Origin of the sequence: Streptomyces sp. NPDC005955, assembly GCF_042871255.1 — a bacterium.
GTDB lineage: Bacteria > Actinomycetota > Actinomycetes > Streptomycetales > Streptomycetaceae > Streptomyces.
In genome coordinates, this window is sequence record NZ_JBIAIF010000022.1 from 34,391 (window position 1) to 51,089 (window position 16,699).

A 16,699-nucleotide genomic window follows, 5' to 3' on the forward strand; every position below is an offset into this window, starting at 1 on the left:
GGCCGGTGGTCCCGGGCTACTCGACGCCGATGAGCAGCAGCGCGGAGTGCCGCCCACCCCGGTAGACCACCGTGTCGACCGCGAGGTGGGCCTCGCGCACATGGCGTTCCAGCAGGTCCGCGACGCCGTCCGGTGCGTCCTCGCCGAGCACCAGGGTGACCAGTTCGCCGCCGGCCGCGAGCATCCGGTCCAGGACGGTGACGGCGGTGTGCGCGAGGACGTCGCCGGGGACCTCGCCGCTGGGCCCGGCGGGGCCGTCGTCGGGTGTCTCCCCGATGACCGCGACGTCGCCGTCGATCAGTCCGAGCACGTCACCGGCCTGGCAGATGCCCGCCATGGTCCAGAACTGCCGTTCCGCGACGGCGAGCTCCCCGTACCGGGTGGCACCGGCGGCGGAGGTCATCGCCACCACGTCCTCGTCGAAGCGGCGCTCCGGTGCGTGGACGGCGAGCGCCGCGATGCCCTGGACGGCGGACCGGGTGGGGATCAGGGCGACCCGCACCCCGTCGGCGCGGGCCTGTTCGGCGGCCGCGGCGGCGGTGTGCCGCAGCCCGGCGTCGTTCGGCAGCAGCACCACTTCACGGGCGTGGGCCCGGCGGATCACCTGGACCAGTTCGCCGCTGGCCGGGGGCTCCCCGGGGCGGGCCAGCACGGGTACCGCCCCGGCCCCGGCGTACAGCTCGGCCAGGCCCTCGCCGGGGACGACGGCCACGACGGCCCGCTGCACCGGTTCGGCGGCCTCACGGAAGTCGCCCGGGCGGGCGGCGTGCGCGTCCCCGGCGCCGAAGTGGGTGATGCGGATGCGGTGCGGGCGCCCCGCCTCGACCCCGGCCTCCACGGCGGCCCCCGCGTCGTCCACGTGCACGTGGACGTTCCACAGCCCGTCGCCGCCGACGACCACCAGGGAGTCCCCGAGGGCGTCGAGCCGGCCGCGCAGCCGCTCCACGGCCGCGTCGGTGGCCTCCAGCAGGTAGATCACCTCGTACGCGGGCCCGCCCGCCGCCGCGTCCCGGTGTTCCTCGCAGTCGCCGGGGGCGGTCGGCGGCCGGGGCTCGCGGGCGGTCCGTGCGCGGCCCGCGGCGACGGTCGGCGGGCGCTCCCCCGTCAGTGCCTCCACCAGGGCGCCGAGAACGGTGACCAGGCCCCGTCCGCCGGCGTCCACGACCCCCGCCCGCTCCAGGACCGCCAGCTGCCCGGGGGTGGCGTCCAGGGCCGTCACGGCGCCCCGGTAGGCGGCCCTGACCACGGCTGAGCAGTCGCCGTCGGCGGCGGCGGCCGCGTCGGCCGCCGCCGTCGCCACGGTCAGGACGGTGCCCTCCACGGGGTGCGCGACCGCCTCGTACGCCGACTCCGCGGCCCGGCGCAGCGCCCGCCGCAGCCGTTCGGCGGCTCCTGCGTCCCCGGCTTCGGATGCTGCGGCTTCTTCGGATGCTTCGGCGGCGAGCACCTGGGCCATGCCGCGCAGCAGCTGGGCGAGGATCGTGCCCGAGTTGCCGCGCGCCCCGATGAGCGCCCCGTGCGCCATCGCGCGCATCACTTCGGACGGTGCCGGAAGCTGCGGCTCGTGCCCGGCGAACACCGCTTCCACGGCCTGGGCGGCGGATTCCAGCGTCAGGTAGAGGTTGGTCCCGGTGTCGCCGTCGGCCACCGGGTAGACGTTGATCGCGTCGATCTCCTCGCGGGCCCTGCCCAGCGCCTCCAGGGACCGTGCGCACCAGGCACGCACCGTGACGGAGTCGAGGATCTGGGGCACCTGCTGGCCTTCCTTCGGGCATCCGGACTGCGAGGCAGCGTAGCGCCCGACCCCGCTCGACGGACCCGGGGGAAGGGCACCGGCAGCGGCGGGCGGGGAGGTCTCGGGGCGGAGCGTGGTAGTTTCGTTCTACCGAAGCGGCCGTAGTATGCTGCTCCGGTTGCCCGATCCACATCGGGCCTTTCCCCTGGCAACGCCACCCGATCACTGCACTGGTCCCGGCATGCCGGGTTCAACCGTAAGTGCATCTGAAGTCTTTGGAGTGACCCGTGGCTGCCAACTGCGACGTCTGCGGCAAGGGGCCGGGCTTCGGCAACAACATCTCCCACTCGCACCGCCGTACGCCCCGTCGCTGGAACCCCAACATCCAGCGCGTGCGTGCCGTGGTCGGTCGGACGCCGAAGCGGCTCAACGTCTGCACCTCGTGCATCAAGGCCGGCAAGGTCTCGCGCTGACGTATAGCTTTTAGCGCGGCCACTTGCTGGTTGCTGGGAAGCCGGTCCACCCTCGGGTGGGCCGGCTTCTTCGTGTCCCGGGCGGGCTCCTCGGGGCGCCCGGTCAGTCCTGCGTGACGTTCCGTGTGCACCAGGCGTGGTCCACCGGCCCGATGCCCGCCCCGAGGGCGAACCCGGCGGCTATCGCCCCGGTCACGTACTCCTTGGCCGCCGTCACGGCGACCGGCACGGGGTCCCCGTGGGCGAGCCGGGCGGCGATCGCGCTGGCGAGGGTGCAGCCCGTGCCGTGGGTGTGCCGGTTGTCGAGGCGGGGCGCGCGCAGCCAGTGCTCCTCGGCGCCGTCCGTGAGCAGGTCCACGGCGTCCCCGGCGAGGTGCCCGCCCTTGACGAGGGCCCAGCGCGGTCCGAACCCGAGCACGGCGTCGGCCGCCCGGCGCATCCCGTCCTCGGAGCGCACCGTGATCCCCGTGAGTTGGGTCACCTCGTCCAGGTTGGGCGTGGCCACGGTCGCCGTCGGCAGGAGTTCGTGGCGTACGGCGTCCAGCGCGGAGGCCGCGAGCAGGGCGTCACCGTGCTTGGAGACCCCGACCGGGTCGACGACCACCGGGGCGTCGGTGGCCGCGAGCAGGGCCGCGACCGTCTCCACCAGTTCCGCGGAGGCCAGCATGCCGGTCTTCACGGCCTGCACCCCGATGTCGTCCACCACGCTGCGGTACTGGGCGCGGACGGCTGCCACCGGCAGTTCCCAGGCGCCCTGGACGCCGCGCGAGTTCTGGGCGGTGACCGCGGTCAGCACGCTCATCCCGTGGGTGCCCAGGGTCAGCATCGTCTTCAGGTCGGCCTGGATGCCGGCTCCGCCGCCCGAGTCCGATCCGGCGACGGTGAGCACCCGGGGCGGCGCGGCGCGGGGCGGCGGGACGGGAGTCGGGGACGGCGGGGGCTGGGGTGTCATGGCGGTCGTCCGTTTCTCGGTCCGGTCGGGGCGCGGGGTCTCAGTCCTCGATGTCGCCGAAGTGGTCCCAGCCGCTGGCCCGGGTCCAGGGCGCCCCGTCCACGGTGACCTGGGGCAGCGCGGAGGGGTGCAGCACCTCGCCGATGATCCGCCAGCGGGCGGGCAGCTTCACGTCCGGCGGGAAGGTCGCCACGATCGCGTGGTCCTCGCCGCCGGTGAGCACCCACAACAGCGGGTCGATGCCGACGGCGGTCGCGATGTCGTTCATCTGGGAGGGCACGTCGACCGCGCCGGAGCGGACGTCGATGCGGACCTTGCTGGACTCGGCGATGTGGCCGAGGTCGGCGATCAGTCCGTCGCTGACGTCGGTCATGGCGGTCGCGCCGAGCCCGGCGGCGGCCGGACCCGCGTGGTAGGGCGGCTCCGGCCGTCGGTGGGCCTCCACGAAGGCGCGCGGCGAGCGGAAGCCGCGGGAGAGGACCGCGTGTCCGGCGGCGGACCAGCCCAGCCAGCCCGTCACGGCGACCACGTCACCGGGCTGGGCGCCGGAGCGGGTCACCGGCTCGTGGTTGCGCAGATCCCCGAGCGCGGTGATCGACAGGGTGATCGTCTCCCCGCGCACGACGTCCCCGCCGACCACGGCGGCGCCCGCGACCTGGCACTCGTCGCGCAGTCCGTCCATCAGCTCGGTCGGCCAGGTCACCGGCAGTTCGGCGGGGACCACCAGGCCCAGCAGCAGCGCGGTGGGCACGGCGCCCATGGCGGCGATGTCCGCGAGGTTCTGGGCGGCGGCCTTGCGGCCCACGTCGTACGCGGTGGACCAGTCGCGGCGGAAGTGGCGGCCCTCCAGCAGGACGTCGGTGCTGGCGACGACCCGCCGGTCCGGGGCGGTCACCACCGCGGCGTCGTCCCCGGGCCCCAGCCGTACCGCCGGGGTGGTGGTGAGCCGGGCCGTCAGTTCCCTGATGAGCCCGAACTCCCCCAGCTCGCCCACGGTGCCCTTCATCCTCGTCCTGCCCCTTCCGCGCCGGTGCGACCGACCGGTCCGACGGCCGCCCCCGCACGCGCGGGTGTCGTGGGCCCGGTCGGCACGGTCGGCGCTGTGCTGGTGATGGGTGCGTTGCGCGGGGTCGGCGAGGCCGTCAACCCGTACCGCGCGTGCACCCCGTGCGCGCCACGGCGTCCGCGGGTCTCCCCGCGGCGCACGGCGACGCGATAACGTGGCGTCTCTTCTCCCCACATGATCCTCGTGGCCGCCCTGGAGGTTCCGTGGTACAGGCGTACATCCTGATCCAGACGGAGGTCGGCAAGGCGTCGACCGTCGCTGAGACCATCAGCAAGATCCCGGGGGTGATCCAGGCCGAGGACGTGACCGGACCGTACGACGTGATCGTGCGCGCCCAGGCCGACACCGTCGATGCACTGGGCCGCATGGTGGTCGCCAAGGTCCAACAAGTGGACGGCATCACCCGCACCCTGACCTGCCCGGTCGTCCATCTGTAGTCCCCGTCTACCCTTGGCCGGTGAGCTCTCCCCGTCGCCGGCGCCGTCTGTTCGGGCCGTCCGCCCTCGCCCTGCTGTGTGCCGTCGCCGGTTGTTCCCCGGCGGGCGGTTCGGTGACGGCGGCCGTCCCCTCCCCCGCCGACTCGGCCGACCGGCTGTGCCGGAACCTGCACGGGGCGCTGCCGGAACGGGTGGACGGGCTCGACCGGGGTGACCCGACGCCCGCGTCCGAGTTGACCGCGGCCTGGGGCGATCCGGCGATCATACTGCGCTGCGGGGTGCCCCGACCCGCGAAGATGAACGATCCGAAGGCCGACAGCGTCGAGGTGAACGGCGTCGGTTGGCTGATGGAGCCGCAGGACGACGGCACCTTCCGGTTCACCACGGCGCTGCGCCGCGCGTACGTCGAGGTGACCCTGCCCGGGTCCCGCAAGGACCGCGGGCTGGCCCCGCTGACCGATCTCGCGGAGCCCGTCATCGCCGAGGTCCCCGAGGGCATAGCGGACTGAGACGGCGGGCGTCCCGACGCCCGGGGCGTCGGGACGGGTCCGCTAGCGCAGTCCGGTGGACCGCCGCAGCGCGGCCTGCACCAGTCGGTCCACCAGTTCCGGATAGGAGACCCCGCTGGCCTCCCACATCCGCGGGTACATGGAGATGGGCGTGAAGCCGGGCATCGTGTTGATCTCGTTGATCACGAAGCTCCCGTCCTCGGTGAGGAAGAAGTCGGCGCGGACGAGTCCCTCGCAGCCCACGGCCTCGAACGCGGCGACGGCCAGCCGCTGGATCTCGGCGGTCTCCTCGGCGCTCAGCGGGGCGGGCACGATCCCGGCGGCGGAGTCGATGTACTTCGCCTCGAAGTCGTAGAAGTCGTGGGACTGCACGGGCGGGATCTCGGCGGGCAGGCTGGCCCGCGGCCCGTCCTCGAACTCCAGCACCCCGCACTCGATCTCCCGGCCCCGCAGCAGCGACTCGACCAGGAACTTGGGGTCGTGGCGCCGGGCCTCCTCGATCGCCTCGTCCAGGCCCTCGAAGGAGTCGACCTTGGTGATGCCCATCGAGGAACCGGCACGGGCCGGCTTGATGAACAGCGGCCAGCCGTGCTCGCCGGCGAACTCGGCGATCCGCTGCCGGGCGCCCTGTTCGTCGCGTTCCCACTCGCGGGGCCGGACGACCAGGTACGGCCCGACCGGCAACCCGAAGGAGACGAAGACGCGCTTCATGTACTCCTTGTCCTGGCCGACGGCCGAGGCGAGCACGCCGGAGCCCACGTACGGCGTCCCGGACAGTTCCAGGAGCCCCTGGAGGGTGCCGTCCTCGCCGTACGGGCCGTGCAGGACGGGGAAGACCACGTCCACGTCGCCGAGGGCCTTGGGCACGGCGCCGGGTTCGTGGTAGACGGCCTCGCGGCTCGACGGGTCGACCGGGAGCACGACGGTGCCCTCGGGCGATTCGGCCAACTGGTCCACGTTCGGGACCGTGCGGTCGGTGATCGCCATCCGGTCGGGCTCGTCCGCGGTGAGCGCCCAGCGCCCGTCCCGGGTGATGCCGATGGGCAGCACGTCGTACTTGTCGCGGTCGATGGCGCGCATGACGGCGCCCGCCGTGACGACGGAGATGCCGTGCTCGGAACTGCGACCGCCGAACACGACGGCCACGCGCGGCTTGCGGAGCCTGAAGCTCTGGGGTGAGGTCTCGCTGCTCATAACGGACTGAGCGTACCCGCTGCCCCGTCGTGGGTCAGCGCCCCCGGCGCCGCGTGCCGCCCGGCGTCCGGCCGACCGCCGGGGAGCAGGTCAGCGGCGTTCGGGTTTGGCGCTGCGGGACATGAGTTCCTTCAGGGCGACGACCGGCGGCTTCCCCTCGTGGACGATGTCGACGACCGTCTCGGTGATGGGCATGTCGACGCCGTGCCGGCGGGCCAGATCCAACACGGACTCACAGGACTTGACGCCCTCGGCGGTCTGCTTGGTGACGGCGATGGTCTCCTGGAGGGTCATGCCCTTGCCCAGGTTGGTGCCGAAGGTGTGGTTGCGGGACAGCGGCGAGGAGCAGGTGGCCACCAGGTCCCCGAGCCCGGCGAGACCGGAGAAGGTCAGCGGGTCGGCGCCCATGGCGAGGCCGAGCCGGGTGGTCTCCGCCAGTCCCCGGGTGATGAGGGAACCCTTGGCGTTGTCCCCGAGGCCCATGCCGTCGGCGATGCCGACCGCGAGGCCGATCACGTTCTTCACCGCGCCGCCCAGTTCGCAGCCGACGACGTCGGTGTTGGTGTACGGGCGGAAGTACGCGGTGTGGCACGCGGCCTGGAGGCGCTGGGCGACGGCCTCGTCGGCGCAGGCGACGACGGCGGCGGCGGGCATCCGGGCGGCGATCTCCCGCGCCAGGTTGGGGCCGGTGACGACGGCGACCCGCTCCGCGCCGACTCCCGCCACGTCCTCGATGACCTCGCTCATCCGCATCGCGGAGCCGAGTTCGACGCCCTTCATCAGGGACACCAGGACCGTGCCGGGCGCCAGCAGGGGCCGCCAGGCGGCGAGGTTGCCGCGCAGGGTCTGCGAGGGGACCGCGAGGACGGTGAGGTCGGCGCCCGCCGCCGCCTCGGCCGGGTCGGTGGTGGCCCGCAGGTTCGCGGGCAGTTCGACGCCGGGGAGGTAGTCCGGGTTGGTGCGGGTGGAGTTGACGGCCTCGGCGAGTGCGCCGCGGCGGGCCCACAGGGTGACGTCGCAGCCGGCGTCGGCGAGCACCATGCCGAAGGCCGTGCCCCAGGAACCGGTGCCGAAGACGGCCGCCTTCACGGTGCTGGTCACTTGCCGTCCTCCACGTCGTTCTCGTGCTGTCCGGCCCGTGCGGGCCGTTCGTTCGGTTCGCTGCGCCCGGCCGTGCTCCGGCTGCGCTGTTGGACCCGCGCCCGGCGCGGGTCGTAGGGGGTGTCCGGTGCCTTCTCGCCGCGCAACTGCTCCAGCTGGGCCGTGATGGCGGCCATGATGACCTCCGTGACCTCCTTGAGCAGTTCGGGCGTCGGCTCCCGGTCGTAGAACCGGGACAGGTCCACGGGCGGCCCGGCGAGCACCCGGTGGGTCTTGCGGGGCCACAGGTGCGGCTTCTTCGCGTACGGCGGCAACAGCAGGTTCGCGCCCCACTGCGCGACCGGGATGACCGGGCAGCGGGTGCTCAGGGCGACCCGGGCGGCGCCCGTCTTGCCGCTCATGGGCCACTGGTCGGGATCGCGGGTGAGGGTGCCCTCGGGGTAGAAGGCGACGCACTCGCCGCGCTCCACGGCCTCGATGGCGGCCCGGAACGCGCTCAGCGCGTCCGTGCTCTCGCGGTAGACGGGGATCTGCCCGGTACCGCGCATCGCGGCACCGACGAACCCCTTGCGGAAGAGGCTGTGCTTGGCGAGGAAACGCGGCACCCGTCCGGAGTTGTACTGGAAATGACCATAAGCGACCGGGTCCACGTGGGAATTGTGGTTCACCACCGTGATGAATCCGCCCGAAGTCGGGATGTTCTCCATTCCGCGCCAGTCCCGCTTGAACAGCACCACCAACGGCGGTTTGCACAGGACCGCCGCGAGGCGGTACCAGAAGCCGACTTTTCGGCGGGACACGCGGACACCTTCCCTCTAGCTTCGCCCGGCCCCGGTCCGGACCTGGTCAGGCGCCCAAGTGTGGCTCCGAGCCGCCTCTCTGTCGAGCACACGGTACGCCCGGGAGCGCGCGCCCCGGACCCCGGCGACACGGGCGAGCGGGGCCCCCTGACGGACGGGAGGGGTGGGGCGCGGGTGACAATGGGCACGATGTGTGGGGACGGAGCGCGCGTGCAGTGGACCTTGGTGGTCCCGCTGAAGCCCTTGGCGCAGGCCAAGAGCCGACTCTCGGACACGGCATCGGACACGGTTCGTCCCGGTCTGGTGCTCGCCTTCGCCCAGGACACCGTGGCCGCGGCGCTGACCAGTCGGGCGGTACGGGATGTGGTGGTCGTCACGGACGACGCGCTGGCGGACCGGGAGCTGACGCGGCTGGGGGCCCGGACCGTCCCGGACGCGGTCCGGGGCGGCGGGCTGAACGCCGCGCTGGCGCACGGGGCGGCGACGGTGCGCCACGACCGGCCCGGAGCCCCTCTCGCCGCACTGAACGCCGATCTCCCCGCATTGCGGCCCGGGGAATTGACCCGCGTTCTCGACCGGGCCGCACAATTCCCGCGCGCATTCGTACCGGATGTCTCGGGAATCGGCACGACCCTGTTGACGGCATTGCCCGGCACGGAATTGTGCCCCCTCTTCGGCGGGGCGTCGCGCGCCCGGCACCGGGCCTCGGGCGCGGTGGAGATCCTGCTCCCGGACACCGATTCGGTGCGCCAGGACGTCGACACCGGTCCGGACCTGTGGACCGCTTTGGCGCTGGGTGTCGGCCCGCACACCCGGCGGGCGGCGCCGCGGCCGCCCGCCGCGGACGGGCAGGGCACCCGGCGAGCGGTCTGCCGGCAGCCGCGCCGTTAGGCTTTCCCCCATGCAAGCCACCGCTTACACGTACGACCCGGACTCCCGCAGCGGCAGCGTCCTCCTGGACGACGGGACTCCGGTCCCGTTCGACGGCCCGGCGTTCGACGCGGGGGGTCTGCGCCTGTTGCGGCCGGGCCAGCGCGTGCGGATCGAGGTCACCGGCGACGGGAACGACCGGCGCGTCACGCTGGTGACCCTCCAGACCTTCTAGCGCCGGACCTGACGCCCTCCTCCGACCCGTCCGGCCGGAACGTCCCGCCGGCTCCCTTGACACGCGTCAGCGGCCGCTCACGCGCGCCGACGGGGCCCGGGACGGCCCGCGGGCCGGACTCCCCGGGGGGAGTCCGGCCCGGCGCGTGAGTGACCGTTGCGGCCCCGTCCTACCGCTTGCGGGCGGTGGTCTTCTTGGCCGTGGTCTTGCGCGCGGTCGACTTCTTGGCCGGTGCCTTCTTGGCCACCGCCTTCTTCGCCGGAGCGGTCTTCTTGGCCGCCGCCGTGGTCTTCTTCGCCGCGGCCGTGGTCTTCTTGGCCGCCGTGCTCTTCGTCGCGGTCGCCTTCTTGGCGGCGGCCGTGGTCTTGCGGGCCGTGGCCGTGGTCTTCTTGGCCGTGGCGGTCGTCTTCCTGGCGGCCGTGGTCTTCTTCGCCGTGGCCGTGGTCTTGCGGGCCGTGGTCTTCTTGGCGGCGGCCTTCTTGGTCGCGGCCTTGGCGGTGGTCTTGGTGCCGCCGGACAGGCTGCCCTTGGGCGCCTTCTTGACGGAGACCTCGCCGCCCTTGGGGAGCTTCTTCGAGCCGCTCACCAGGTCCTTGAAGCCCTGACCCGCACGGAAGCGGGGCACCGAGGTCTTCTTGACCCTGACCCGCTCCCCCGTCTGCGGGTTGCGGGCGTAGCGGGCCGGCCGCTCGACCTTCTCGAACGAGCCGAAACCGGTGACCGAGACCCGGTCACCCGCGACGACCGCCCGCACGATGGCATCGAGTACGGCGTCCACGGCGTCAGCGGCCTGCTGACGCCCACCGACCTTGTCGGCAATGGCTTCTACGAGCTGCGCCTTGTTCACGTCTTCCCCTTCGGAAACATTGCTCGAACGAATCTGTTCAAGACTTTTTCGCACGTTAGGCAGATATATACCGCAAATCAAACACGAAACGGGCTAATCACCCTTGTGCCGCAACGAAATCGACCGCTGCCCGCTCGGTCGACCCGCATCGCGACCCGATGCCGGTGCCACTCAGCCCTCTTCAGGGAAACGACCCTCGTCGAGGTCCACACTCAATCGCTCCAGACGCCTTGCCGCATCGGCGAGATCGTGCTTGGCCACGGCCGTGATGACCAGCAGCTTCCGGGTCAGCGCCATCCGTACGCCCTCCGGGACTTGCAGTGCGCGCACCTTGGCGTGCGCCTCCTTCAATCGGTCCGCGACGACCCCGTAGAGCTGGAGTTGGTCATCGCGATCCATGCACCGATTGTGCCATCTAGGGCGAGTTGTCGCCCGCCCAGGGTGCAACTATGCAGCTCGGAGGGCATTTCCCGTCACCCTCAGGGTCTCATCCGCAAGGCAACTTTCGGCCTCTTGTGGCCCTGGAATGCGGCGAGTTGACGACCGGCGGGACGCCCGGCGGAGGGGGTGCGGGAGCACACACGGATGTACCCCCAACCGTGGGACGGATGGGGGTACATCACGGGGGTTCGAAGGGGGTCGCGGGCCTCCGGGGGCCCCGCGGGGGGGCGCAGCGGCCCCCCGGGACCTCAGGGGGCGGGCGCCCCGGGCCCCGGCGGCCGGTCCTGCGCGGGAATCCGCGGGGCCGACCGGACCGGGGCCGGGCGGTTCAGAGCGCCAGCGTGCGCGGCTTGTACGAGGGGCGGCGCGCCTCGTACGCGGCGATGTCCGGCTCGTTGGCCAGGGTGATGCTGATGTCGTCCAGGCCGTTCAGCAGCCGCCAGCGGGAGTTCTCGTCCAGCTCGAAGGGGGCCGTGACGCCCTCGGCGCGCACCTCGCGCGCTTCGAGGTCGACGGTCACGGGCGCCTGGGGGTCCGCCTCGGTCAGCTCCCAGAGCGCGTCCACGACCTTCTGGTCCAGAACTACCGTGAGCAGGCCGTTCTTGAGTGAGTTGCCCCGGAAGATGTCGGCGAAGCGGGAGGAGATGACCGCTTTGAAGCCGTAGTTCTGGAGCGCCCAGACGGCGTGCTCGCGGGAGGAGCCGGTGCCGAAGTCGGGGCCCGCGACCAGTACGGTGGCCCCCGTCCGCTCGGGGCGGTTGAGGACGAACTCGGGGTCCTTGCGCCACGCCTCGAAGAGCCCGTCCTCGAAGCCGTCGCGCGTGACCTTCTTCAGCCAGTGGGCGGGGATGATCTGGTCGGTGTCGACGTTGCTGCGGCGCAGCGGGACGGCCCGGCCGGTGTGGGTGGTGAAGGCTTCCATGGCTCTCAGACTCCTGCGGGGGTGGCGACGTCGGCTCCGGCCAGGTCGGCCGGTGAGGCCAGATGGCCGAGGACCGCGGTGGCGGCGGCGACCTGCGGGGACACCAGGTGGGTGCGCCCGCCCTTGCCCTGCCGTCCCTCGAAGTTGCGGTTGGAGGTGGAAGCGGAGCGCTCGCCGGGGGCGAGTTGGTCGGGGTTCATGCCCAGACACATGGAACAGCCCGCGTGCCGCCACTCGGCGCCGGCCTCCTTGAAGACCTTGTCCAGGCCCTCGTCGACGGCCTGGAGCCCGACCCGCACCGAGCCCGGGACGACCAGCATCCGTACGCCGTCGGCGACTTTGCGGCCCTGGACGATGTCGGCCGCGGCCCGCAGGTCCTCGATCCGACCGTTGGTGCAGGAACCTACGAAGACGGTGTCGACCTTGATGTCGCGCAGCTGCTGTCCGGCGGTCAACCCCATGTACTCCAGGGCCTTCTCGGCGGCGAGCCGCTCCGAAGCGTCCTCGTACGAAGCGGGGTCGGGGACGCTCGCGGACAACGGGGCGCCCTGGCCCGGGTTGGTGCCCCAGGTGACGAACGGCGACAGTTCGGCGGCCTCGATGACCACCTCGGCGTCGAAGACGGCGTCGTCGTCGGTGCGCAGGGTCTCCCAGTACGCGACGGCGGCGTCCCAGTCCGCGCCCTCGGGGGCGTGCGGGCGGCCCTTCAGGTACGCGAAGGTGGTCTCGTCGGGCGCGATCATGCCCGCGCGGGCACCGGCCTCGATGGACATGTTGCAGATGGTCATCCGGGCTTCCATCGAGAGCTTCTCGATGGCGGAACCGCGGTACTCCAGGACGTAGCCCTGGCCGCCGCCGGTGCCGATCCGGGCGATGATCGCGAGGATCAGGTCCTTGGCGGTGACGCCGTCGGGCAGTTCGCCGTCCACGGTGATGGCCATGGTCTTCGGGCGGGCCAGCGGCAGGGTCTGGGTGGCCAGCACGTGCTCCACCTGGGAGGTGCCGATGCCGAACGCCAGACCGCCGAAGGCCCCGTGCGTGGAGGTGTGCGAGTCGCCGCAGACGACGGTCATGCCGGGCTGCGTCAGTCCCAGCTGCGGGCCGACGACGTGGACGACGCCCTGCTCGACGTCACCGAGCGGGTGGAGCCGCACGCCGAACTCGGCGCAGTTCTTGCGCAGCGTCTCCAGCTGGGCGCGCGAGACCGGGTCCGCGATCGGCTTGTCGATGTCGAGGGTCGGGGTGTTGTGATCCTCGGTGGCGATGGTGAGGTCGAGCCTGCGCACCGGGCGGTCGTTCTGCCGCAGGCCGTCGAAGGCCTGCGGGCTGGTCACCTCGTGCAGCAGGTGCAGATCGATGAAGAGGAGGTCGGGCTCGCCCTCTGCGCGCCGGACGACGTGGTCGTCCCAGACCTTTTCCGCGAGTGTCCTACCCATCGCTTTCCCTCCGGTCGGCCGTCGTTGGTCGACCCAACTAGGTGTGTGAGCGTCGTCTCCGGTACCCCTCGTCCCGGACAGCGACCGCCGGCCCCGTCGGTCTGCGGGCGGCGTGTGACGTACAGGGTGACAAGTTCCCTGGAGAATTGAACTTGCGTTTCACAGAGTGAGACGCGAATATCGTTGCATGGACAACTCTAGTGGTGTCGGCGTACTCGACAAGGCCGCTCTCGTGCTGAGCGCCCTGGAGTCCGGTCCGGCCACCCTCGCCGGGCTGGTCGCGGCGACCGGGCTCGCACGGCCCACGGCCCATCGTCTCGCGGTCGCCCTGGAACACCACCGGATGGTGGCACGGGACATGCAGGGACGATTCATCCTGGGCCCGCGCCTGGCGGAGCTGGCCGCCGCGGCGGGCGAGGACCGTCTGCTGGCCACGGCCGGGCCCGTGCTCACCCACCTACGGGACGTCACGGGCGAGAGCGCCCAGCTCTACCGCCGCCAGGGCGACATGCGGATCTGCGTGGCCGCCGCCGAGCGGCTGTCCGGCCTGCGGGACACGGTGCCGGTGGGTTCCACGCTCACCATGAAGGCGGGCTCCTCGGCCCAGATCCTGATGGCCTGGGAGGAGCCGGAGCGCCTGCACCGCGGTCTCCAGGGCGCCCGCTTCACGGCCACCGCGCTCTCGGGCGTGCGCCGCCGCGGCTGGGCCCAGTCCATCGGGGAGCGCGAGCCGGGCGTGGCCTCGGTCTCCGCTCCGGTGCGCGGACCGTCCAACCGCGTGGTCGCCGCCGTCTCGGTGTCCGGCCCCATCGAGCGACTGACCCGACACCCGGGCCGGATGCACGCCCAGGCCGTCATCGACGCCGCGGGCCGCCTTTCGGAGGCCCTGCGCCGCACCGGCTGACCGGCCCGACCCGCACCACGGGGTCCGGTGCGGACGGTCACGACCGTCCGCACCGGACCCCTCCTCGTCCGCCGCCGGTGGTCAGCCGGGACGGACGCGCCGGTGGTCAGCCGGCAGCGAGCCGCTCCGCGGCCCGTTCCCCCCGCCGACCCACCGGGACCGTCCCGCGGACCGCTCCGAGACCGAACTCGGGCATGTCCACGTAGATGCTCTCGTGGGAGCCGGCCGGAGCCACGTACGTCTCGTGCCAGACCCCCACGCTCCCCTTGCCGTCCCGGACCCGACGGTTGAACGCGGCCCAGGCGGGCCGGTGCAGGGCGTCCGGTCGGCTCGCGTAGGCGAGCAGCTTCTCCTTCGACTCCCAGTACTGCACCGTGTACAGGACGCGCGGCCCGCCGAGCAGGGCCCGGAAGCCGAGCAGCCCGGAGTCCGGGTCCGCGGACAGCTCCTTGAGCATGGCGGGCATCGCCCGCACCGCGGGCAGCCAACTGCGCACCGCCCGGAAGTCGTTGATGCGCATCCCGATGAGGAAGACGACGACCTCCCCCTCGACGTCGGCCGTGACCCGCCCCTTGATCAGTTCGACACCCATGACGCGACCCCCGCACGATGGTTGGATAGTTTCACTATCTACACTTGGATAGTGCCACTCACCAACGGAAGGCGCAAGCGGAATGAGGCTGGCGGAGCTGAGCGCACGCAGCGGGGTGTCGACCGCGACGATCAAGTACTACCTGCGCGAGGGGCTGCTGCCGCCCGGCCGGCGGGTCAATGCGACGCAGTCCTCGTACGACGAGGGGCACCTGCGCAAGTTGCGGCTGGTCCGGGCGATGGTCCAGGTGGGCCGGATGCCGGTGGCGACCGTGCGCGAGGTGCTGAGGACCGTGGACGACGAGTCGCTGGACCACCACACCCGGCTGGGCGTGGCGGTGAGCGCCCTGCCGCACGGCGCGGGCGAACCGCCCGCGACGGACCCCGCCACCGAGGAGGCGGCCCGCCGGGTGGCCGACGAACTGTTGGCGGGCATGGGCTGGTCCCCGGTCCACGAGGAGGGGACGGAGCTGCCCGCGTACCGGATGCTGGTGGCGGCGCTGACCCGGCTGGCCGGCTTCGGGTACCCCTGGGACGTCGAGCACCTGGCGCCGTACGCACGGCTGGCGCGGCAATTGGCGGTGACCGACCTGGACCACGTGGAGCGCTACGGGTCGCCCGAGGAACAGATGGAGGCCGCGGTGGCCCTGACGGTGCTCTACGAGCCGGTGCTGCTGGGCCTGCGGCGGCTCGCCGACGTGATGGAGTCCCACCGGCGCTTCACCGGGGCGCCGGGCGCGACGGAGGGCTGAGCCCCTGCCGTGTGCCCGTCGGGGGCGGGCACACGGGAAGAGGGTCCCACCCACCGGGTGGAACCCTCTTGCCGTACCTGTACCCCCGACCGGATTCGAACCGGCGCTACCGCCTTGAGAGGGCGGCGTGCTAGGCCGCTACACAACGGGGGCCTTGCAGATGAGCTCTGCGAGCTGGCCTACCAGGACTCGAACCTAAACTAACTGAACCAGAATCAGTCGTGCTGCCAATTACACCATAGGCCACAGTCGGTCACGATCACATGGATCGGACGCGTACCCCCGACCGGATTCGAACCGGCGCTACCGCCTTGAGAGGGCGGCGTGCTAGGCCGCTACACAACGGGGGCCTGGCGATCCCACCCGGCCCGTGTGGGCCGGGTGATGTCACCGCCGGATCGATCGGGAGCTACCCGATGATCATGCGGGATGGATCAGTACCCCCGACCGGATTCGAACCGGCGCTACTGCCTTGAGAGGGCAGCGTGCTAGGCCGCTACACAACGGGGGCGTTGCAGATGAGCTCTGCGAGCTGGCCTACCAGGACTCGAACCTAGACTAACTGAACCAGAATCAGTCGTGCTGCCAATTACACCATAGGCCACCGTGACGCAATCCCCTGCCGGGGACCTTGTTCGGTAGTGCGCTTCCCACCGGACCTGATCGGCCCGCTCGGGCGGCGCAGGAAGAACATTACCCGAAGGTGGACGGCGCTCCAAAACGGGTATCCCCGTGCAGCAGTGGGGGGAGTTCGGTGAGCGACGAGATCCGACACAGCCCGTCGGGCACCTCTCGCGTCCACACCCCGCGGTCGAGCCACACGGCGAAGAGGCCCGCCGCAGCCGCGCCCACCGCGTCGATCTCGGGCTGGTCCCCCACGTACGCCACTTCGTGCACGGGCAGGCGCAGAGCGTCACAGGCGGCGTGGAACGCCCCGGCGGCGGGTTTGGAGACCCCGAGGTCGGCCGCGCACAGCACCGACTCGAAGCGGTCGCGGACCCCGAGGAGGCGCAGCTTGCGGTCCTGGTTGCGGAGGCTGGAGTTCGACAGCACCGCGTGCCGGTGGCTGTCCGCGAGGGCGTCGAGGACGGGCAGCACGTCCGGGAAGAGGCTCCAGGCGTCCTCGTAGTAGGCCACGTAGCGGTGGAACCAGGCGTCGGCCGCGTCGTCGTCGAGCGGGGCGTCGAGGAAGACCCGGACCCGTTCGCGGCGCTGCCCCTCGAAGGTGAGCCCGCCCGCCGCGAAGCGCTCCCACTGGACGTCGGTGACCTCCCGCCACAGCGCGAGGGCCCGCTCGGCGGTTCCGTACCGCTCCAGCAGGCCCTCGGCGCGCAGGTGCTGTTCCATGCCGACGCGATCGGCCGTGGTGTAGTCGAAGAGCGTGTCGTCGACGTCCCACACCACGGCGCGAATGCTCATGCCCGCACGCTACCG

The 16,699-nt window shown here is 72.2% G+C and carries 19 protein-coding genes and 5 tRNA genes; 7 read left to right on the top strand and 17 right to left on the bottom strand.

The window, feature by feature from the left end; translation table 11 throughout:
• Positions 1-16: 16 nt before the first annotated feature.
• Positions 17-1,753, bottom strand: a complete 1,737-nt coding sequence (locus ACFYOU_RS32360) for a DAK2 domain-containing protein (protein ID WP_391310748.1) — start codon at positions 1,751-1,753, stop codon at positions 17-19.
• A gap of 269 nt (positions 1,754-2,022) precedes the next feature.
• On the opposite strand from ACFYOU_RS32360, the gene rpmB reads away from it, so the two are divergent.
• Positions 2,023-2,208: a 50S ribosomal protein L28 gene (gene rpmB, locus ACFYOU_RS32365; protein ID WP_015036441.1), complete on the top strand. Its 186-nt coding sequence runs from the start codon at positions 2,023-2,025 to the stop codon at positions 2,206-2,208.
• 103 nt (positions 2,209-2,311) lie between these two features.
• Here the strand turns inward: rpmB and thiD are convergent, their stop codons facing one another.
• Both thiD and ACFYOU_RS32375 read right to left on the bottom strand, forming a co-directional pair.
• Positions 2,312-3,160 carry a bifunctional hydroxymethylpyrimidine kinase/phosphomethylpyrimidine kinase gene (gene thiD / locus ACFYOU_RS32370; RefSeq protein WP_391310751.1) on the bottom strand — a complete coding sequence of 283 codons (849 nt, stop codon included), beginning with the start codon at positions 3,158-3,160 and terminating at the stop codon, positions 2,312-2,314.
• Between the two features lie 40 nt (positions 3,161-3,200).
• A complete protein-coding gene (locus tag ACFYOU_RS32375) occupies positions 3,201-4,166 on the bottom strand; it encodes a thiamine-phosphate kinase (RefSeq protein WP_389766655.1) in 966 nt (321 codons plus the stop codon).
• A gap of 263 nt (positions 4,167-4,429) precedes the next feature.
• Between ACFYOU_RS32375 and ACFYOU_RS32380 the strand changes: the two genes are divergently transcribed.
• Positions 4,430-4,663, top strand: a complete 234-nt coding sequence (locus tag ACFYOU_RS32380) for an Lrp/AsnC family transcriptional regulator (RefSeq protein ID WP_103548548.1) — start codon at positions 4,430-4,432, stop codon at positions 4,661-4,663.
• A gap of 20 nt (positions 4,664-4,683) precedes the next feature.
• Positions 4,684-5,172 carry a DUF3515 family protein gene (locus ACFYOU_RS32385; RefSeq protein WP_391310754.1) on the top strand — a complete coding sequence of 163 codons (489 nt, stop codon included), beginning with the start codon at positions 4,684-4,686 and terminating at the stop codon, positions 5,170-5,172.
• Positions 5,173-5,214: 42 nt separating this feature from the next.
• Here ACFYOU_RS32385 and ACFYOU_RS32390 read toward each other — a convergent pair whose 3' ends face one another.
• From ACFYOU_RS32390 to ACFYOU_RS32400, 3 genes are all read right to left on the bottom strand, one after another.
• Complete coding sequence (locus ACFYOU_RS32390) at positions 5,215-6,366, bottom strand: D-alanine--D-alanine ligase (RefSeq protein WP_391310756.1); 1,152 nt, start codon at positions 6,364-6,366, stop codon at positions 5,215-5,217.
• 90 nt (positions 6,367-6,456) lie between these two features.
• On the bottom strand, positions 6,457-7,467 hold the full coding sequence (locus tag ACFYOU_RS32395) for an NAD(P)H-dependent glycerol-3-phosphate dehydrogenase (protein WP_391310758.1): 1,011 nt from the start codon (positions 7,465-7,467) through the stop codon (positions 6,457-6,459).
• Entirely contained in the window at positions 7,464-8,267 is an 804-nt protein-coding gene (locus ACFYOU_RS32400; RefSeq protein ID WP_391310760.1) for a 1-acyl-sn-glycerol-3-phosphate acyltransferase, read from the bottom strand. Before ACFYOU_RS32400 ends, ACFYOU_RS32395 begins: the two co-directional genes overlap by 4 nt.
• Positions 8,268-8,477: 210 nt before the next feature.
• On the opposite strand from ACFYOU_RS32400, the gene cofC reads away from it, so the two are divergent.
• Together cofC and ACFYOU_RS32410 are read left to right on the top strand one after the other, a co-directional pair.
• The gene (gene cofC / locus ACFYOU_RS32405) at positions 8,478-9,158 is read left to right on the top strand and encodes a 2-phospho-L-lactate guanylyltransferase (protein WP_391310762.1); all 681 of its coding nucleotides are present in this window, start codon (positions 8,478-8,480) and stop codon (positions 9,156-9,158) included.
• 10 nt (positions 9,159-9,168) lie between these two features.
• Positions 9,169-9,372 carry a hypothetical protein gene (locus ACFYOU_RS32410; protein ID WP_385491448.1) on the top strand — a complete coding sequence of 68 codons (204 nt, stop codon included), beginning with the start codon at positions 9,169-9,171 and terminating at the stop codon, positions 9,370-9,372.
• 169 nt (positions 9,373-9,541) lie between these two features.
• Here the strand turns inward: ACFYOU_RS32410 and ACFYOU_RS32415 are convergent, their stop codons facing one another.
• From ACFYOU_RS32415 to leuC, 4 genes are all read right to left on the bottom strand, one after another.
• Positions 9,542-10,219 (bottom strand): HU family DNA-binding protein, encoded by a 678-nt coding sequence (locus tag ACFYOU_RS32415; protein WP_391310764.1) that lies wholly within the window; start codon positions 10,217-10,219, stop codon positions 9,542-9,544.
• Between the two features lie 171 nt (positions 10,220-10,390).
• Positions 10,391-10,618: a hypothetical protein gene (locus ACFYOU_RS32420; RefSeq protein WP_389766666.1), complete on the bottom strand. Its 228-nt coding sequence runs from the start codon at positions 10,616-10,618 to the stop codon at positions 10,391-10,393.
• A 370-nt stretch (positions 10,619-10,988) separates the two neighbouring features.
• Positions 10,989-11,582, bottom strand: coding sequence for a 3-isopropylmalate dehydratase small subunit (leuD, locus tag ACFYOU_RS32425; protein WP_389766667.1), 594 nt, complete (start codon positions 11,580-11,582; stop codon positions 10,989-10,991).
• A 5-nt stretch (positions 11,583-11,587) separates the two neighbouring features.
• Positions 11,588-13,018 carry a 3-isopropylmalate dehydratase large subunit gene (leuC, locus tag ACFYOU_RS32430; RefSeq protein ID WP_391310768.1) on the bottom strand — a complete coding sequence of 477 codons (1,431 nt, stop codon included), beginning with the start codon at positions 13,016-13,018 and terminating at the stop codon, positions 11,588-11,590.
• A 187-nt stretch (positions 13,019-13,205) separates the two neighbouring features.
• Between leuC and ndgR the strand changes: the two genes are divergently transcribed.
• Complete coding sequence (ndgR, locus tag ACFYOU_RS32435; RefSeq protein ID WP_010984119.1) at positions 13,206-13,922, top strand: IclR family transcriptional regulator NdgR; 717 nt, start codon at positions 13,206-13,208, stop codon at positions 13,920-13,922.
• A 106-nt stretch (positions 13,923-14,028) separates the two neighbouring features.
• Here ndgR and ACFYOU_RS32440 read toward each other — a convergent pair whose 3' ends face one another.
• Entirely contained in the window at positions 14,029-14,514 is a 486-nt protein-coding gene (locus ACFYOU_RS32440; RefSeq protein ID WP_389766669.1) for a DUF4188 domain-containing protein, read from the bottom strand.
• 82 nt (positions 14,515-14,596) lie between these two features.
• Here ACFYOU_RS32440 and ACFYOU_RS32445 point away from each other — a divergent pair, with 82 nt between their 5' ends.
• The gene (locus ACFYOU_RS32445) at positions 14,597-15,265 is read left to right on the top strand and encodes a MerR family transcriptional regulator (RefSeq protein WP_391310771.1); all 669 of its coding nucleotides are present in this window, start codon (positions 14,597-14,599) and stop codon (positions 15,263-15,265) included.
• Positions 15,266-15,345: 80 nt separating this feature from the next.
• Here the strand turns inward: ACFYOU_RS32445 and ACFYOU_RS32450 are convergent.
• The 6 genes from ACFYOU_RS32450 to ACFYOU_RS32475 all read right to left on the bottom strand — a co-directional run bounded on the left by ACFYOU_RS32450 (position 15,346) and on the right by ACFYOU_RS32475 (position 16,684).
• Positions 15,346-15,418 (bottom strand) — tRNA-Glu (locus ACFYOU_RS32450).
• Positions 15,419-15,439: 21 nt separating this feature from the next.
• A tRNA-Gln gene (locus ACFYOU_RS32455) sits at positions 15,440-15,511 on the bottom strand.
• A 31-nt stretch (positions 15,512-15,542) separates the two neighbouring features.
• A tRNA-Glu gene (locus tag ACFYOU_RS32460) sits at positions 15,543-15,615 on the bottom strand.
• 88 nt (positions 15,616-15,703) lie between these two features.
• A tRNA-Glu gene (locus ACFYOU_RS32465) sits at positions 15,704-15,776 on the bottom strand.
• A 21-nt stretch (positions 15,777-15,797) separates the two neighbouring features.
• Positions 15,798-15,869: transfer RNA gene (locus ACFYOU_RS32470), tRNA-Gln, on the bottom strand.
• A gap of 89 nt (positions 15,870-15,958) precedes the next feature.
• The gene (locus ACFYOU_RS32475) at positions 15,959-16,684 is read right to left on the bottom strand and encodes an HAD-IA family hydrolase (RefSeq protein WP_391310773.1); all 726 of its coding nucleotides are present in this window, start codon (positions 16,682-16,684) and stop codon (positions 15,959-15,961) included.
• Between the last annotated feature and the right edge of the window lie 15 nt (positions 16,685-16,699).

What these genes read in the sequence shown, in the direction of transcription:
- leuD (WP_389766667.1), bottom strand. Translation starts at nt 11,582, where the DNA reads ATGGAAGCCTTCACCACCCACACCGGCCGGGCCGTCCCGCTGCGCCGC.
- ACFYOU_RS32390 (WP_391310756.1), bottom strand. Translation starts at nt 6,366, where the DNA reads ATGAGCAGCGAGACCTCACCCCAGAGCTTCAGGCTCCGCAAGCCGCGC.
- leuC (WP_391310768.1), bottom strand. Translation starts at nt 13,018, where the DNA reads ATGGGTAGGACACTCGCGGAAAAGGTCTGGGACGACCACGTCGTCCGG.
- ACFYOU_RS32410 (WP_385491448.1), top strand. Translation starts at nt 9,169, where the DNA reads ATGCAAGCCACCGCTTACACGTACGACCCGGACTCCCGCAGCGGCAGC.
- thiD (WP_391310751.1), bottom strand. Translation starts at nt 3,160, where the DNA reads ATGACACCCCAGCCCCCGCCGTCCCCGACTCCCGTCCCGCCGCCCCGC.
- ACFYOU_RS32445 (WP_391310771.1), top strand. Translation starts at nt 14,597, where the DNA reads ATGAGGCTGGCGGAGCTGAGCGCACGCAGCGGGGTGTCGACCGCGACG.
- ACFYOU_RS32440 (WP_389766669.1), bottom strand. Translation starts at nt 14,514, where the DNA reads ATGGGTGTCGAACTGATCAAGGGGCGGGTCACGGCCGACGTCGAGGGG.
- ACFYOU_RS32475 (WP_391310773.1), bottom strand. Translation starts at nt 16,684, where the DNA reads ATGAGCATTCGCGCCGTGGTGTGGGACGTCGACGACACGCTCTTCGAC.
- ACFYOU_RS32420 (WP_389766666.1), bottom strand. Translation starts at nt 10,618, where the DNA reads ATGGATCGCGATGACCAACTCCAGCTCTACGGGGTCGTCGCGGACCGA.
- ndgR (WP_010984119.1), top strand. Translation starts at nt 13,206, where the DNA reads ATGGACAACTCTAGTGGTGTCGGCGTACTCGACAAGGCCGCTCTCGTG.
- ACFYOU_RS32375 (WP_389766655.1), bottom strand. Translation starts at nt 4,166, where the DNA reads ATGAAGGGCACCGTGGGCGAGCTGGGGGAGTTCGGGCTCATCAGGGAA.